Below are 14,231 nucleotides of genomic sequence, written 5' to 3'. Positions count from 1 at the left end.
TTCTCCTAGGTTTTGGGTAGTTTGATGGTGAAAATACTGCCATTTGAGACTTCAATATCCATTGTCCCTTTGAGCTCTTTAATCAATAGACGCATTAACCCCATGCCTTTGTGGTCATCGGTGAAAGGTCTGCTTTTATCGAAGCCTACACCATTGTCGCTGTATTGTATAGTGATATTGTTTCCACTTTCAGCCAATGAGACATGGATTTCTTTATGTTCTTGTTCTTGTTTAAAGGCATGTTTTATAGAGTTGATAATAAGCTCATTGAGGATAAGGCCTAAATAGGTCAGTTTATTAGAAGGTAATACCAGATCGCTGATATTAGAATGAAAATATATTTTCTGACCAGAAAAGGTAATCAAGTCTGCGGTTAAATTATTGATAAAGCTTTTGATGGATACACCCTTGTCGTTATCGCTCAAATTGAGTAGGTCATGAATGCGCGATACTGTAAAGACACGTGCCTGCAGGGTGCGCAGCTTCTTTTGTATGAGTTGGTTGTCGATTTGGAAGCTCTGTATGTCGATTAGGCTGGTGATGAGCTGTAGGTTGTTCTTGACACGGTGGTTAAGCTCTTGCATCAAAAAAGTGATGTTATCTTTCTGTTGTTGGGTCAAGGATAGAGATTCGTGAAGAACTTTGTTCGTTTCAGACAGTTCTTCCGTACGTTCGTTGACCATCTGTAGCAGACGGCGATTGGTCAGTTTCTGTTGGTAGGTCTTATAAGAGAAGCCACCTACTACCAATGCAGAGATCAGGAGAATCAACCCAACCCGGAAAGGTAGTGTAGCATACCAAGGTGACCTGATAATGATGGTCATCTCATCAATATCGCCCCATATTAGCTCATTGTTGCTTCCGCGCACTTTGAAGGTGTATGTTCCTGGAGCCAAGTTGGTATAAGTTGTCGAACGGTCCCTTGTTATTGGGCGCCATTCTTTATCAAAACCTTCCAATATGAACTGATAGCGATTTTTTTTGCTCCATAGATAATTAAGATTTACGAAATCGAAGGTAATGACATTCTGGTCATGGGAGAAAGTTAATGTATCCGTATAAAGAATATTTTCCTGAATGGGGCGACCAAAGAGCAGGACATTTTCAATATGTGTTTTGCCCGTATGGGTATTCATTGGAATACTGTCGGGATGGAAGACGTTGAAACCGTTCATTCCCCCAAAGTAGAAATATCCTAAACTGTCTTGATAAGCCGCCTTACCATTGAATTCGTTATTTTGTAACCCATCGTCTTCTGTGTAGTTCTTAAATATGGCTGTGTACTGGTTGAACATAGAGATTCCATAGTTGGTTGACATCCATACATTATTTTTCTGATCTACGAGTAGTCCATATATAAAATCATTTGGGAGACCGGTCTGTTGCGTATAATGTGTAGTGATCCCAGTCTTCGGATCAACCTGGTTTACACCCTTGGCAGTGCCTATCCAAATCTTTCCTCGAAGGTCTTCGGCAATGGCGAATACCCGTTCGTTGGATAATGAATCATAATACTTTACATTTCGGTTTTTTTTAACTTGATAGAGACCTTCGTCGCTACCTATCCAAATGTTGCCTTGGCGGTCGACGAGGCTTGTCCTTGAACGCACTAACTCTTTCCCCAAGAGTTTTACAGGCTGCATCTTTAGTGTTCCTGTGTGCATACTGTATATACCGCTGGACCAAGTGTGTATCCAAATGCTATCTGAAGAGATTGGTGTTATTTGGATGATATCTTTATCTAAGAACGGTAATGGTATGGAAGCGAATTTATCTTTTTGACGATCATACCTAAGCAATCCCTGTTCAAATCCTCCTGCCCATATTGTGCCTCGGGCATCTTTGGTCAAGGTGTATTCGAGTAGGTCGGTTCTATAGAGTTTGTAGCGGTCGGATGTTAATGGGTGTTTTACAAAACCAAATTCCGTGGCCATCCATAAGTCGTTGCCATCTCGGAGAAAATTGAATGTGCTGATGAAATCTTGTTTAGGAGCATTGGCAGCCTGTATGCGCTTTGAGGTAAACTTCATCTGGTTCGGATGATAATACAGTATTCCTCGGGTTTCGGTGCCTAACCATTTCCCACCCTGTACATCCTCTTGGTAAGCCAATATATCGGAGGTCAATTCTTTGCCGTCATGGTTCACAAAAACAAGCTTTCTCCAGGTAAAATCCTCGGCGAGTAAGAAATTCTCATTTTTACCGCCGATTAGTAGGTGTTCCTCATCCCAACGATGTATGCTTCTAACATTTCTTTGCCCTATTTTGTGCAAGGTTTTGAGATTGTCAGCAAGCAGGTACATTCCATTTGCTGTGCCTACAAGTATATCTCCATTGTCTAACTTATATAAAGCATCAACCAGGTTGTTCTGAAAGCTCCGCAGGATTGGAGTCTGTTCAATCGTTTTATGTTGTATGTCCAATATATATAAACCGCTTGCATTCGTGCCGATGAGGTAATGGTTCTTCTTGAAGTGCTGTATATCAGTTACAAAATCGTTTTCTAATATTTGAGGAACAGGCAGGATATCAAAGATCCGCTGGTTGCGGTCGTAGAGGATACAATGCCCCGCCGTACCAATGATAATTTGGTTGTTGGGTGTGGCCGATATAGCATAACTGTATTTGACAAAGGGATTCTTTTCAAAATCCAGCTCTTTGGAGAAGTGTATAAACCTATTTTCCTTTAGCAGATATGCGCATAGTGAATGTGTATTGGTGGTCATCCATAGTGTATCCTGTTGATAGTGCATTCCACGGATATGGTCGTCGGGAAATCCCGAATTGTTTATGTCACTTAACCACACCTTCATTTGATAACCATTAAAACGGTTTAAACCATTCTGTGTGCCCGCCCATAGGTAACCCTGCTTGTCAAATTGAAGGGAAGAAGCACCTAATTGAGACAGCCCCTCTTCTTGTGCAATTTGTAACACAGCGAGTGTATCGGTAGGGAAAGTTTGTGCTTTCCCTACTATAAATACGAAGATCGCTATTAAACATAGAAAGAAGGATCTTTTCATTTTGGTGAAAGATTTGAAACAATTTGGTTATCACAAGGCTATTTCAAAATTAGGGAAACAAATGTTGGCATTCAATACCTAATAGGAGGTATTTTTTTCGTTAAGTGTATACTGATATTAAATTGTATTTAAACCCGATTTTGGCTAAGTTTGGAACAATTTATAAAACCTGTAACATGATAGAATTAGTATTTGCCACCAATAATGTACATAAACAACGTGAAGTGCAGGCGGTGGTAGGAGATAAATTTGTGATTAAATCACTGTCGGACATTGGTTGTGAGGATGATATACCCGAGACAGGAGATACTTTCCACGAAAATGCACAACAAAAAACCGATTACCTTGTCAAAAAATACAATGTATCCTGTTTTGGTGATGATTCGGGACTAGAAGTTGATGCTTTGGGTAAAGAACCGGGCGTGTATTCTGCACGTTATTCAGGTTCGCGTGATATGGAAAAAAATATCGACTTGGTGTTGAGCAAATTGGGTGATAATCCTGATCGCTCAGCACGATTCAAAACCGTCATATCATTGTATCTACAGGGAGAACAACATTTCTTTGAAGGAGCAATTGAAGGAAAAATTATACTCGAACGACGAGGAACAGATGGGTTTGGTTATGACCCGATTTTCATTCCGGATGGCTATACACAGACGTTTGCAGAAATGTCTGCTGAGGAGAAAAATGCTATCAGCCATCGCTCCATTGCTGTCGCAAAGTTGGTTGCGTTCTTAAAGGAAAAGGTTGTCTGAAAAGCCTCAGCGCTCTGTCAACCTGAGTCTGTCGCTGTGTCTCGCCTTTGGCGATGGAAGGATAAGCAGCACGTTTTGGCAACAAATTGTGTCTTTTCTCGCCTTGGGCGAGACTCAAGATGACAATTTGTTGAGCTTTTTAGACAGCACCTAGGGGAGAGGTTAATTTAGCCCTCTATCTCTTCTTTAACTACGGTCTCTTCAGGAGGATTTACATCCTTTTCAGAAGGAGGAGTTACTTTTTCCGTCTCCGGAGGTGTCTGTTCACTATTGCCTCGTTTCCGGGTTAGCATGTCTTCCTTGGATTTTGGTCGATCTTGTGGTCGCCAGATAAACCCCGGCAATATCTCATTTTCTTGGGTGACTAATTTGAACGGGTAAACTTTTTGGTCCACTTTGCGTATAGTGATGTAGTCGATAATCTGTTTTCCCTCCATCTTGATTTTGATACGGGCACCCCGGTCATGGAACATTTCCGTAATTCTATTGGTCTTTTCGTTGACGGAGAATACAAGGTTTTCGGCATTTCCGTCTACAAATAAGCGATCGATATTGTTGTTGGCAAAGAAAGCGGTAATCTTACGTCCTTTCAATTGGTTGAACTTGACAGAATCCTGTACGGCATTGACCATAAATGCATTGCCTACTAACAAGGCATTGTCCAGTCTCTGTTGTACAAGTTGCATATATATCGTGTCCGAAGAGATTTGTGAACCTTCGGCCCATATCATCGGATTGCCCATAAATCGAAACATGGAATCTGCCATGCCATAATAGACAGAATCTGCAACAGCCTGCAAATCCGATTTGAACATTCGTACATTGTAATAAGCCTTTACAATCCGTGTTTGTGCGGTATCCAGATGGACGGAGTCTTTTGGCAAGTTGAATGTGGTATCGGGAGTTTGCGCAACCGTCATGGCCTGGCTCATTAGGCTATCAACTTCTCCTCCGATCGGTATGACCGCTTGTTGACGAAGGAGTGAATCTTGTCTAAGTGTTTTCTCGATTTCGGTTTCCTGTACAGGTATACTCCGCGGCCTGTTCCTTGGTGAAATAGGCTTTTTCTCCGTTAATGTGATAGACTTTGGATCTTCCGTTTCGATAAGCTCTTTCTCTTCTAACGCAATGGTTGTTTTTAGGCTATCTACGGTTGTAATGACCGAATCCTGTAGCTCAACGAGCTCCTCGAATAAAGTATCGTCATCCCCATAATCGACATCTTCATCCACTTGCAATTCTCCTCCATCTCTGTCGAGCTTAAAGTCCAATGCCTTGTAGTCTTTGAGCGGAATAAGCTTAGAAAATAACGTGTCAGCTGTTAGGTAGACAGAATCTACACGGGCTTTCTCTTTTGGAAGAACGGCAACGGTAGAGTCAGAAGTAACAAGCTTATCATCGGATAATTCTGTCTCTGCGGAGCGTGTTTCCACAGTTTTTGCCGCTTGTTTTGTTTCAGTTTCTTGTAGGCTTATTTCCGAATTGGAGGTGCTATCGGGGACTGTGGCTGTTGCAGTTTCTGTCGAGTCATTCTGTACGACAGTCACAACCAAGGGGTTTTCTGTCATGGTGATAGAACCATCGGCTTGGTTGTATAGACCGTAACCACCATAGGCATAAAATTTATCCAATGTATCCACAAAGACCACATTTCGGAAAGCTTTTCCTATACCCGCATTGCGTTCGTAATAAAGGCTGTCACCTTTAAGAAAACGTGTTTCTTCGGTGTAAAGGTTGTTCTTGGAGAAGCGGGCTATGCCAAACTCCGTATTATAGTCTCCTTTTTCGGTATAAAGATTTTCTCCCTTATTTCCTTTGATATTGGTGGGGCCAAAGAAATAAGTCATACGTTGTGCGGAGTTGTACCGCATAGTGTCTGTGTAAATCTTGGTTTCAGGCGTTCTGACAACGACCTGATTTCGGAAATAAGCATCCTGCGTATTCTCAAAATAATACGCGTTTTTGGAAGTAATGGTATCGCCTCGTGAAATAATTCTCCCTCCTCCGGTATAGGTTCCGACCTTGTCCCGCATCTTGTAGACCAAAAAATTGGTTGTCAATACAGAATTTGCATCCACCATACGTACATTGTTGGTCAAGGTAGCAACCTGAGGAGCAGCATCATAATGTAGCTTATCCGCATGGATAACTGTTCCGGATGGCTGGGTAATTACGACATTACCGAAAGCCTCGAAGAATTGGCGACCGATTTCATCTTCATATAAAATACCGCTATCCGCAGAAAGAGTATTTCCTTTGTGGGAATAAACGGGCTGGATACTGCTAAAGCCTTTCTGATCTATGACGGTACTATACCGAGAAGAAACCAGATTTAACCGGTCTTGAGTTTGGGAGAGACCAGTAGCGATGCTAAATAACCATACGATGAAGACAAAGTAATATTTCACAAGCGCAAAAATAGATAATAAAACAGCAAATTTTTGTTAAAGGAAAATTTTTAATGAAGAGGGAATGGCTTTAATTTTTATTTATGTAGTTTTTTGAAATAAAACCTTATAGGTTTAATAGAAACTTTAAAATAAAAATAAGATACGTTTGTCCTGACTATACCCGGCCGGTATAGAGGACAATTGAAAAACTTCTATTAACTTTGGTTCATGGATTTGCTGCATAGATTCAAAAGATACGTGGAAGGAACGCTTCAAATTAAGCCTACGGACACAATTTTGCTGACCGTAAGTGGGGGGAAGGATTCTATGTTGATGGCTTTTTTGTTTAAGCAGTTGGGCTACAAGGGCTATGTTGCACATTGTAATTTTCAGCTTCGAGGCGAGGAGTCAGATAAGGATGAGCAGTTGGTAGAATCTTATGCTGAACAGTTGGGTTTTCCATTGATGAAAAAACGGTTCGATACGGAAAGTTATGCACGGCAGGAAGGTATTTCCATACAGATGGCAGCAAGGGACTTGCGTTACGCTTGGTTTGAGGAACTCCGTCAATCAAACAACATTTCTTGGATTGCTGTTGCGCAGCATCGGAATGACCATTTGGAGACCGTTTTGTTGAATCTGACTCGAGGAACGGGATTGCAGGGACTTCAAGGGATATTGCCCAAGCGCGGTACAATTATCCGTCCTTTGTTGTTTTTGACTGCTGATGAGATTGCTCAATTTGTCCTGTCCGAAAGTATTCCTTATCGTGACGATCAGTCTAATTTTTCGACAAGATATGCCCGCAATAAGATTCGTTTGGAAATTATACCGAAATTCAAGGAGATAACAGCTGATTTTGAAACAGTATTAGCCGAGAATATAGTCCACTTTCAGGAATCGTATCAACTTTTGGAATCTTTTATTGAACCCATACGTACACGTATTTTTGATGTTAAAGCCGATGGAACGATGGCGATCAATAAGAATACATTAATGCCTTATCTGTCTGATATGCCTCTGCTTTATGCTTTATTTAGACCATACGGATTTTCTAAAGCGGTTTTGGGAGATTTGGCAGCCCAAAAGGCGAAAGGAGTTGGAACGGTATTCGATTCAGCTACGCACCGTTTGTGGGTAGATCGCGATAAACTTTTTCTACAAAAAAGAGATAAATGGAGAGAAACTGACGGGCAGCGAAAAGATATTGCTGAAACGGATACTGATATACATCTTGGTGAAATGACTATCTCTTGTGCTGTTTCGACAGATTTGACGATTGTTCGGGATAAAAAAGTTGCCAAGCTGGATTATGACAGACTTATTTTTCCGTTAACTCTGCGTTATTGGGAAGAAGCAGATACGTTTTGTCCGTTAGGTATGCAAGGCAAGAAGAAGTTAAGTGATTTCTTTATCCAGCAAAAAGTTCCTGTTTTTAAGAAAAAGCAGATCCCTATTCTGGTCAATGGCAATGGTGATGTGTTGTGGATCGTGAACTATCAGTTGGATAATCGCTATAAGATAACGGAAAGTACAAAAAAAGTATTTACATTAGTCTGTAATTAAAAAATATGGGCGGACATTATCTCTTCCAGGAAAAGCAATATTTGGGGCGTGATGCGACGTGGATCAGCGTTCGGTTGATATTGGCTTTGTTTTGTTTTATTGCCTCTTACCTCAATTGGGATCAATTGATTTCGCAGCAGCTGTTCTTTATTGTTGGAGTGGGTGTTATCATCGTTTCGGTATTGATGATTTATATGGTGCATTACAAAACCGTAGTGGATACGCGTAACCTTACTTTAAGTGGGTTATGGTCTTCGAAACTGGTTAAGATAGATCTGAACAATATTGTAAAGGTGGAACTGAAGCCCTACAGTACTTTTGTTTTTAACAACCCGGTCTATAATCTTCATAAGAACGGAAAAATACGTTTCTATTCTGGAGGAAAAGATGCGGTATGGTTGACAGATCGAGAAGGTTTGGTCTATATTATCGGCTCACATAAAGCTGAAGAACTGGCAAGAGCTGTTACCGAGGCTAAAAAACAATTACAGGATTGAAAGCTTAAATAATGTTAAGGCTTTCTGATGCTGACATTTTGTTGACGGAAGATTTATTCGGTTTTTTGTAACTTTGGTACAAACGTTAGAGAAAAGAGAATGGAATTACTTAAAATTATCGCAATATTTGTTATCGTATACTATGCGCTTAAATATACCTTTCGTTTGCTGATGCCTTTTGCGTTGCGCAAAATGACAGAGCGTATAATGAAAAAAGCACAGCAATCACCATATAATGGTCAGCAGTCATACCAGTATCAATATAACGGTCAGGGAGATCCCTTCGCTCAATTTAGACAACAAAAAACAAGTGCCGGGCAAGGAGGGGAGGTTCGTGTGGATTATGTTCCGCAGGAAGAATCCAGATCCCGAAAGGGTACTGAAACCGCAGGAGAGTTTGTAGACTTTGAAGAAATTAAAAATTAAAAAGGAGGGGCAAAAATTTTTGCCCCTCCTTTTTAATTTTTAATTTTGGTTTTTCCTTTCATCATGTGGCTCAAACAACTTTCTGTTCTCAACTTTAAAAACTACACGGAGTCTTCCTTGGATTTTCTCCCGCAGGTCAATGCTTTTGCAGGGCCAAACGGAGCAGGAAAGACGAACATGTTGGACGCCATACACTATCTGGCACTCTGTAAGTCTTATTTCAACCCCATTGATTCGCAACATATCAAGAAAGGGATGGATTGGTTTATGGTGCAGGGGGAGTTCGAGCGAGAACAGATCTCGGATGTGGTCTCCTGTAGCGTAAAGAAGAATCAGAAAAAGCAATTTAAGAAGAACAAAAAGGATTATCCACGTTTGGCCGACCATATCGGACAGTTTCCGTTAGTGATGATTTCACCCAATGATTCCATTATCGTAACCGATGGCAGTGAGGAGCGGCGTAAGTTTATGGATAATGTGATTTCTCAAACGGACAACCACTACCTCGATACACTTATTAACTACAACAAAGTGCTCCTGCAACGGAACAGTCTGCTTAAGCAGATTAAACAAACCGGAGTTTTGGATTTGGGGCTTTTGGAGGTGTTGAATATGCAACTGGTTGAGGTGGGGGAACGTATATTTCAGCGCAGGCAACAATTCATGGAGGAATTCTTACCTGAATTTGAGCGTTATTACCGTTTCCTTACTGATGAAGCAGAATCCGTTTCTTTGATCTATGAGTCGCCGTTGATGGAACAGGATTTTATGGAATTACTGTCGTCCAACTTAGAAAAGGATCGAATCTTGGAACGGACGTCTCAGGGAGTGCATAAAGACGATTTGCTGTTCAGTATACATGAAGGGATGCCGTTGAAGAAATTTGGCTCTCAAGGTCAACAGAAATCCTTCTTGATTGCATTGAAACTGGCGCAATACAGTTTTTTGCGGGAGAAAAAGAAGTATAAACCTTTGCTGTTGCTGGATGACATCTTTGACAAACTGGACGAAAAGCGTACTAAGAAACTGATGCAGTTGGTTTCAGACGATGAATTTGGTCAGATTTTCCTCAGTGATACAGATGCGTATAGAATCAAACATATTTTTGATGAAATAGCCCAACCTATTCGTATTTTTGAAGTAGAAGGAGGTACGGTCGATGTATAAGAAGAAATTTGATGAGATTCCGACTCGGGATGATATCGGGATAAAAGAAGCGGTCGAAAAATGGATAGAGACTTATCGGCTACGCTCTAAGTTTGACGAATCTTTTATTATCAATGCCTGGCCGGAAATCATTGGTAAAGCTATTGCCAACCGTACCCAAAAGATTTATATTCGAGATAAAAAACTATTTGTCAAGGTTGAATCTGCTGTGATTAAAAATGAGCTGGCGATGATGCGCAGACAGATTATCGGTCGCGTTAATGAGTACGTGGGTCATGTGGTGGTGGAAGAGTTTGTAATCCTATAGTTATGGAATTACAACATGTGCTTACCGATTTGTTTGGCACAACCCTTGAAGACGCCAAATTTATCCAATCCAAATTTCAGATAGAATATCTAAATAAAGGTGATTTCTTTGTTCAGCAACATAAGCGCTGTACGAAGTTAAGCTTTATTGAAAACGGAATATTCAGAGTGTTTGCCGAGACAGCAAATAAGGAAATTACACAGTGGATAGGAGGAGAAAATTACTTTATAACAGATCTCAATTCGTTTCTTTTTGACCAGCCTTCAAGATGGAATATTCGTGCGCTGACCGATGCAAAAATTCTGACTTTGGAACTGATCGACTACCGTCAATTTGAACAAAACCTACCAAGTTGGAATGTTGTAGAAAAACGATTTATAGCCAAGTGTTTTTCGATGCTGGAAGACCGTATATTTTCTTTTATAGCCTTATCGGCAGAGGAACGGTATCAACATTATTTTAAGACTAACAAGGAGCTATTCAACCAGGTACCTCTTCAATATATAGCCTCTATGCTTGGGATGACACCCGAAACGTTGAGCCGTATAAGGGCTAAAATGTGATGGTACTGTTCAATCATCGTAATGAAAACGACATTGTGCTATAATAAGAATATCATCCTTTACCCGATAGACTAAACGATGCTCATGGTCAATTCGTCGTGACCACCAACCTGTATAATTTCCCATTAAGGGTTCAGGCTTCCCGATTCCTTCAAAGGGGGATCGTGTACACTCATCTATCAGTTTATTAAGGCGTTTGAGCATCTGTTTATCGGTGTTGACCCACTATTTGTATTGCTTCCAAGCCTCAGGAAGAAAGGAAATACTATTCATAGGGTGTTTCGTCCTCTGCGGCAATAAGTTTCTTCTCTTCAAACTTGCCGAGATTGTATTCTTCCATTGCCTTGTCCAAACTTGCTTTATTTGCTTTGGTGCTTACAAGATATTCTGTTTCATCCATTTGGTTGAATGTGTCCACACTCATGATGACAACACTTTTACCATTATTTCGGTGAATGATTAATTGATCTTTGTCCTCAGCTACCTTGTCGAGATAAGTTTTCATGTGCTTACGAAATTCTGAATAATTTGCTATTTGCATATTCTTTATATTTAATAAGTACTTAATTGTATTTTTTCAAGAGATTGGTAAAAATAAATTCTTGATTTATATCAAGCTTTACGCTGTTTTTACCAGGTACCTTTGGTATATGAAAAAGGTACATATAGCATTTGAGACAATTATTGAGGCTTCTGTAGAGCAAGTATGGACAGTATTGTCTGATTTTGACTGTTATCCAGAATGGAGTCCAACGGTGAAACGTTTCTCTGAGCAACCTCAAGTAGGGCAATCTGTGAAGGTCAGATTAGAGCAACCCGGAGGAATGGGGATAACAATGAAACCAAAGATTTTGAAACTGGAACCTTTATCGGAAATTCGATGGAGAGGAATTCTTGGGATAAAAGGGCTTTTCGATGGTGAGCACTATTTCCTACTTGAACCTTTAGGTAAAGGCCAAACACGTTTTATTCAAGGCGAATATTTTAGTGGACTTTTAGTTCCCTTCTTTAGGAACATGATAGAAGGGAATACTAGCAAAGGTTTTAAACTGTTCAATAACGCTTTAAAGGAACGCGCAGAGGCCTATAAATAATCGTCCAGATTTCCTTTTCCTTCCCGGATAATCTCAAAATCGCCTGTCGTGACATCAACTATTGTAGAAGCCACATTGTCACCATAACCACCGTCTATCACTAAGTCCACTTTATCTTCGTACTTTTCGTGGATGAGTTCGGGATCGGTTGAATATTCGATAATTTCATCTTCATCACGGATGGAAGCCGTAACAATAGGATTGCCTAATTCCTTGACGATTTCACGTACAATATTATTGTCCGGAATACGGATACCAACAGTCTTCTTCTTAGAGCTTAAAAGCTTAGGGACTTGACCACTGGCATTGAAGATAAAGGTAAAAGGACCGGGTAAGGCTTTTTTCAACACACGGAAAACAGGTGTGTCAAAAGGTTTTGTGTACTGGGAAATATCCGTTAAATCATAGCAGATAAACGAAAGATTGGACTTCTCCGGTTTCAATCCACGGATTTGACAGACGCGCTCAATCGCCTTCTGCTGGGTAATGTCACAACCGATACCGTACACCGTATCCGTTGGGTAGATGATCACCCCACCTTTTTTGAGGATATCCACAGCCTGTTGAATGGCTTTGGGATTCGGATTGTCTTCGTATATCTTGATTAACATAGCGATTGTATTAATGGAGATGTTCGAAAAAGGTAAGTATTCTTTTTGTATGTCATCCCGACGATAGGAGGGATCTATTAGTACTATAGACGCGCTATATAATTAACAGATGCTTCCTATCGTCAGCATGACAAATAAGCACTTATCATTGCATTTCGGACACTCCTAAATAAAATTAAAATTCTGCGTTTTTCGGTGTTCTTGGGAACGGAATAACGTCACGAATATTTGTCATGCCTGTAGTAAATAATACCAAGCGTTCAAAACCTACGCCAAATCCCGAATGTGGCGCTGTACCGAAACGACGGGTATCCAAGAACCAGTCCATTTCCTCTTCAGGAATCCCCACTTCCGCCATACGGGTTAGAAGCTTGTCGAGGCTCTCTTCACGTTGTGAACCGCCGACCATTTCACCGATACCAGGGAATAAGATGTCCATGGCACGTACCGTATGACGTCCTTGTGCATCTGGTTCGTTCTGCTTCATGTAGAACGACTTGATTTCACGTGGATAATCGGTTAAGATAACCGGTTTTTTGAAATGTTTTTCCACCAGGTAACGTTCGTGTTCAGATTGTAGATCAGCGCCCCAATCTTCGATGAGGTACTTGAATTGTTTCTTCTGGTTGGGTTTGCTGCGTTTCAAGATTTCGATAGCATCCGTATAGGTTACACGTTCGAACTTGTTCTCTAACACAAAGTTCAGTTTCTCCACAAGATTTAACTCCGAACGCTCGTTTTGTGGTTTGGATTTCTCTTCTTCCAATAATCTGTTTTTCAAAAACTCGATTTCTTCAGAACAGTTATCCAAAGCATATTTGATGACATATTTTAATAAATCTTCGGCCAAGTCCATATTGTCTTCCAACTCATAAAAAGCCATTTCCGGTTCAATCATCCAGAACTCAGCCAAGTGGCGTGTTGTGTTGGAGTTTTCAGCACGGAATGTAGGTCCAAAAGTATAAATATTACCAAAAGCCATCGCAGCAAGCTCACCCTCCAACTGACCTGAAACGGTGAGGTTGGTCGATTTGCCAAAGAAATCTTCTTTGAAATCTATTTCACCGGATTCTGTACGTGGGGGATTGTCGAAATCCAGAGTGGTCACACGGAACATTTCGCCTGCACCCTCAGCATCCGAACCGGTAATGATAGGTGTATGCATATAAACAAAATCTCTTTCATTGAAGAATTTGTGTACCGCAAAAGCTAAAGCGTTACGCACTTTGAATATAGCGTTGAATGTACCTGTACGGAAACGTAGATGGGCGATTTCACGTAAGAATTCCAAGCTGTGTTTTTTCGGTTGCAGCGGAAATTTCTCTGGGTCTGAATCTCCTAAAATAGATAATTCCGTTACTTTGATTTCTACGCGCTGACCTTTGCCCAAGGACTCTACCAATATCCCCTTTACGCGGATAGCAGCACCAGTTGTTACTCTTTTTAGCAGTGCTTCATCGGTGTTTTCAAAATCTACAACAGCTTGTATATTATTGATGGTCGACCCATCGTTGATAGCGATAAATTGGTTATTGCGGAAAGTCCTCACCCAACCTTTGACAATAACTTCCTTGCCAAACTCTTCAGAGGATAATAATGCTTTAATACGTGTATGTTCCATTCTAATAATCAGCTTCTTTGTTAAGCGACACAAAAATACGCTATTCTGTTGGTTTATTGCTAATAAATGGGGAATTATTATGGGAAATTAGATGATTGTAAAATGCTCGCTAAGGAAAGCTATTCGTGTCAGCGAAAGAGTTTGGTGTGTCAGCGAAAGAGTTTGGTGTGTCAGCGAAAGAGTTTGGTGTGTCAGCGAAAGAGTTTGG

General features: G+C 40.7%; 13 protein-coding genes and 1 pseudogene. 8 read left to right on the top strand and 6 right to left on the bottom strand.

Annotated features, from left to right (window positions below):
• Positions 1–5: 5 nt before the first annotated feature.
• Entirely contained in the window at positions 6–3,023 is a 3,018-nt protein-coding gene (locus tag BM375_RS04860; RefSeq protein WP_093364097.1) for a ligand-binding sensor domain-containing protein, read from the bottom strand.
• Positions 3,024–3,199: 176 nt separating this feature from the next.
• Between BM375_RS04860 and rdgB the strand changes: the two genes are divergently transcribed.
• Complete coding sequence (gene rdgB / locus BM375_RS04855) at positions 3,200–3,781, top strand: RdgB/HAM1 family non-canonical purine NTP pyrophosphatase (RefSeq protein WP_093364584.1); 582 nt, start codon at positions 3,200–3,202, stop codon at positions 3,779–3,781.
• Positions 3,782–3,948: 167 nt separating this feature from the next.
• Here rdgB and BM375_RS04850 read toward each other — a convergent pair whose 3' ends face one another.
• Entirely contained in the window at positions 3,949–6,189 is a 2,241-nt protein-coding gene (locus tag BM375_RS04850; RefSeq protein WP_244525827.1) for an OstA-like protein, read from the bottom strand.
• A 210-nt stretch (positions 6,190–6,399) separates the two neighbouring features.
• Here BM375_RS04850 and tilS point away from each other — a divergent pair, with 210 nt between their 5' ends.
• The 6 genes from tilS (at position 6,400) to BM375_RS04820 (ending at position 10,697) form a co-directional block, all read left to right on the top strand.
• Positions 6,400–7,737 (top strand): tRNA lysidine(34) synthetase TilS, encoded by a 1,338-nt coding sequence (gene tilS, locus BM375_RS04845; protein ID WP_093364095.1) that lies wholly within the window; start codon positions 6,400–6,402, stop codon positions 7,735–7,737.
• Positions 7,738–7,742: 5 nt separating this feature from the next.
• Positions 7,743–8,234 (top strand): hypothetical protein, encoded by a 492-nt coding sequence (locus BM375_RS04840; RefSeq protein WP_093364094.1) that lies wholly within the window; start codon positions 7,743–7,745, stop codon positions 8,232–8,234.
• A 99-nt stretch (positions 8,235–8,333) separates the two neighbouring features.
• A complete protein-coding gene (locus BM375_RS04835) occupies positions 8,334–8,660 on the top strand; it encodes a DUF4834 family protein (protein ID WP_093364093.1) in 327 nt (108 codons plus the stop codon).
• 63 nt (positions 8,661–8,723) lie between these two features.
• A complete protein-coding gene (gene recF, locus BM375_RS04830) occupies positions 8,724–9,827 on the top strand; it encodes a DNA replication/repair protein RecF (protein ID WP_093364091.1) in 1,104 nt (367 codons plus the stop codon).
• Positions 9,820–10,134, top strand: coding sequence for a DciA family protein (locus BM375_RS04825; RefSeq protein ID WP_093364090.1), 315 nt, complete (start codon positions 9,820–9,822; stop codon positions 10,132–10,134). The genes recF and BM375_RS04825 overlap by 8 nt, the downstream gene beginning before the upstream one ends.
• A 2-nt stretch (positions 10,135–10,136) precedes the next feature.
• The gene (locus tag BM375_RS04820; protein WP_093364088.1) at positions 10,137–10,697 is read left to right on the top strand and encodes a Crp/Fnr family transcriptional regulator; all 561 of its coding nucleotides are present in this window, start codon (positions 10,137–10,139) and stop codon (positions 10,695–10,697) included.
• 9 nt (positions 10,698–10,706) lie between these two features.
• Here the strand turns inward: BM375_RS04820 and BM375_RS04815 are convergent.
• Together BM375_RS04815 and BM375_RS04810 are read right to left on the bottom strand one after the other, a co-directional pair.
• Positions 10,707–10,910, bottom strand: a pseudogene (locus BM375_RS04815) (Txe/YoeB family addiction module toxin); the annotation flags it as partial.
• A gap of 52 nt (positions 10,911–10,962) precedes the next feature.
• Positions 10,963–11,238 (bottom strand): type II toxin-antitoxin system Phd/YefM family antitoxin, encoded by a 276-nt coding sequence (locus tag BM375_RS04810; protein WP_093364085.1) that lies wholly within the window; start codon positions 11,236–11,238, stop codon positions 10,963–10,965.
• Between the two features lie 109 nt (positions 11,239–11,347).
• Here BM375_RS04810 and BM375_RS04805 point away from each other — a divergent pair, with 109 nt between their 5' ends.
• The gene (locus BM375_RS04805; RefSeq protein WP_093364084.1) at positions 11,348–11,791 is read left to right on the top strand and encodes an SRPBCC domain-containing protein; all 444 of its coding nucleotides are present in this window, start codon (positions 11,348–11,350) and stop codon (positions 11,789–11,791) included.
• Here BM375_RS04805 and BM375_RS04800 read toward each other — a convergent pair.
• Positions 11,782–12,402, bottom strand: a complete 621-nt coding sequence (locus BM375_RS04800; RefSeq protein WP_093364082.1) for an L-threonylcarbamoyladenylate synthase — start codon at positions 12,400–12,402, stop codon at positions 11,782–11,784. The genes BM375_RS04805 and BM375_RS04800 overlap by 10 nt on opposite strands.
• 175 nt (positions 12,403–12,577) lie before the next feature.
• Positions 12,578–14,023, bottom strand: a complete 1,446-nt coding sequence (gene asnS / locus BM375_RS04795; RefSeq protein ID WP_093364081.1) for an asparagine--tRNA ligase — start codon at positions 14,021–14,023, stop codon at positions 12,578–12,580.
• Between the last annotated feature and the right edge of the window lie 208 nt (positions 14,024–14,231).

The organism is Sphingobacterium wenxiniae, assembly GCF_900116225.1.
In the GTDB taxonomy this organism is placed as follows: domain Bacteria; phylum Bacteroidota; class Bacteroidia; order Sphingobacteriales; family Sphingobacteriaceae; genus Sphingobacterium; species Sphingobacterium wenxiniae.
This window is presented reverse-complemented; position numbering and strand designations above follow the sequence as displayed.

Excerpts from the sequence above, each read along its gene's own strand:
- BM375_RS04860 (WP_093364097.1), bottom strand. The coding sequence starts at position 3,023 with ATGAAAAGATCCTTCTTTCTATGTTTAATAGCGATCTTCGTATTTATA.
- rdgB (WP_093364584.1), top strand. The coding sequence starts at position 3,200 with ATGATAGAATTAGTATTTGCCACCAATAATGTACATAAACAACGTGAA.
- tilS (WP_093364095.1), top strand. The coding sequence starts at position 6,400 with ATGGATTTGCTGCATAGATTCAAAAGATACGTGGAAGGAACGCTTCAA.
- BM375_RS04840 (WP_093364094.1), top strand. The coding sequence starts at position 7,743 with ATGGGCGGACATTATCTCTTCCAGGAAAAGCAATATTTGGGGCGTGAT.
- BM375_RS04835 (WP_093364093.1), top strand. The coding sequence starts at position 8,334 with ATGGAATTACTTAAAATTATCGCAATATTTGTTATCGTATACTATGCG.
- recF (WP_093364091.1), top strand. The coding sequence starts at position 8,724 with ATGTGGCTCAAACAACTTTCTGTTCTCAACTTTAAAAACTACACGGAG.
- BM375_RS04825 (WP_093364090.1), top strand. The coding sequence starts at position 9,820 with ATGTATAAGAAGAAATTTGATGAGATTCCGACTCGGGATGATATCGGG.
- BM375_RS04820 (WP_093364088.1), top strand. The coding sequence starts at position 10,137 with ATGGAATTACAACATGTGCTTACCGATTTGTTTGGCACAACCCTTGAA.
- BM375_RS04810 (WP_093364085.1), bottom strand. The coding sequence starts at position 11,238 with ATGCAAATAGCAAATTATTCAGAATTTCGTAAGCACATGAAAACTTAT.
- BM375_RS04805 (WP_093364084.1), top strand. The coding sequence starts at position 11,348 with ATGAAAAAGGTACATATAGCATTTGAGACAATTATTGAGGCTTCTGTA.
- BM375_RS04800 (WP_093364082.1), bottom strand. The coding sequence starts at position 12,402 with ATGTTAATCAAGATATACGAAGACAATCCGAATCCCAAAGCCATTCAA.
- asnS (WP_093364081.1), bottom strand. The coding sequence starts at position 14,023 with ATGGAACATACACGTATTAAAGCATTATTATCCTCTGAAGAGTTTGGC.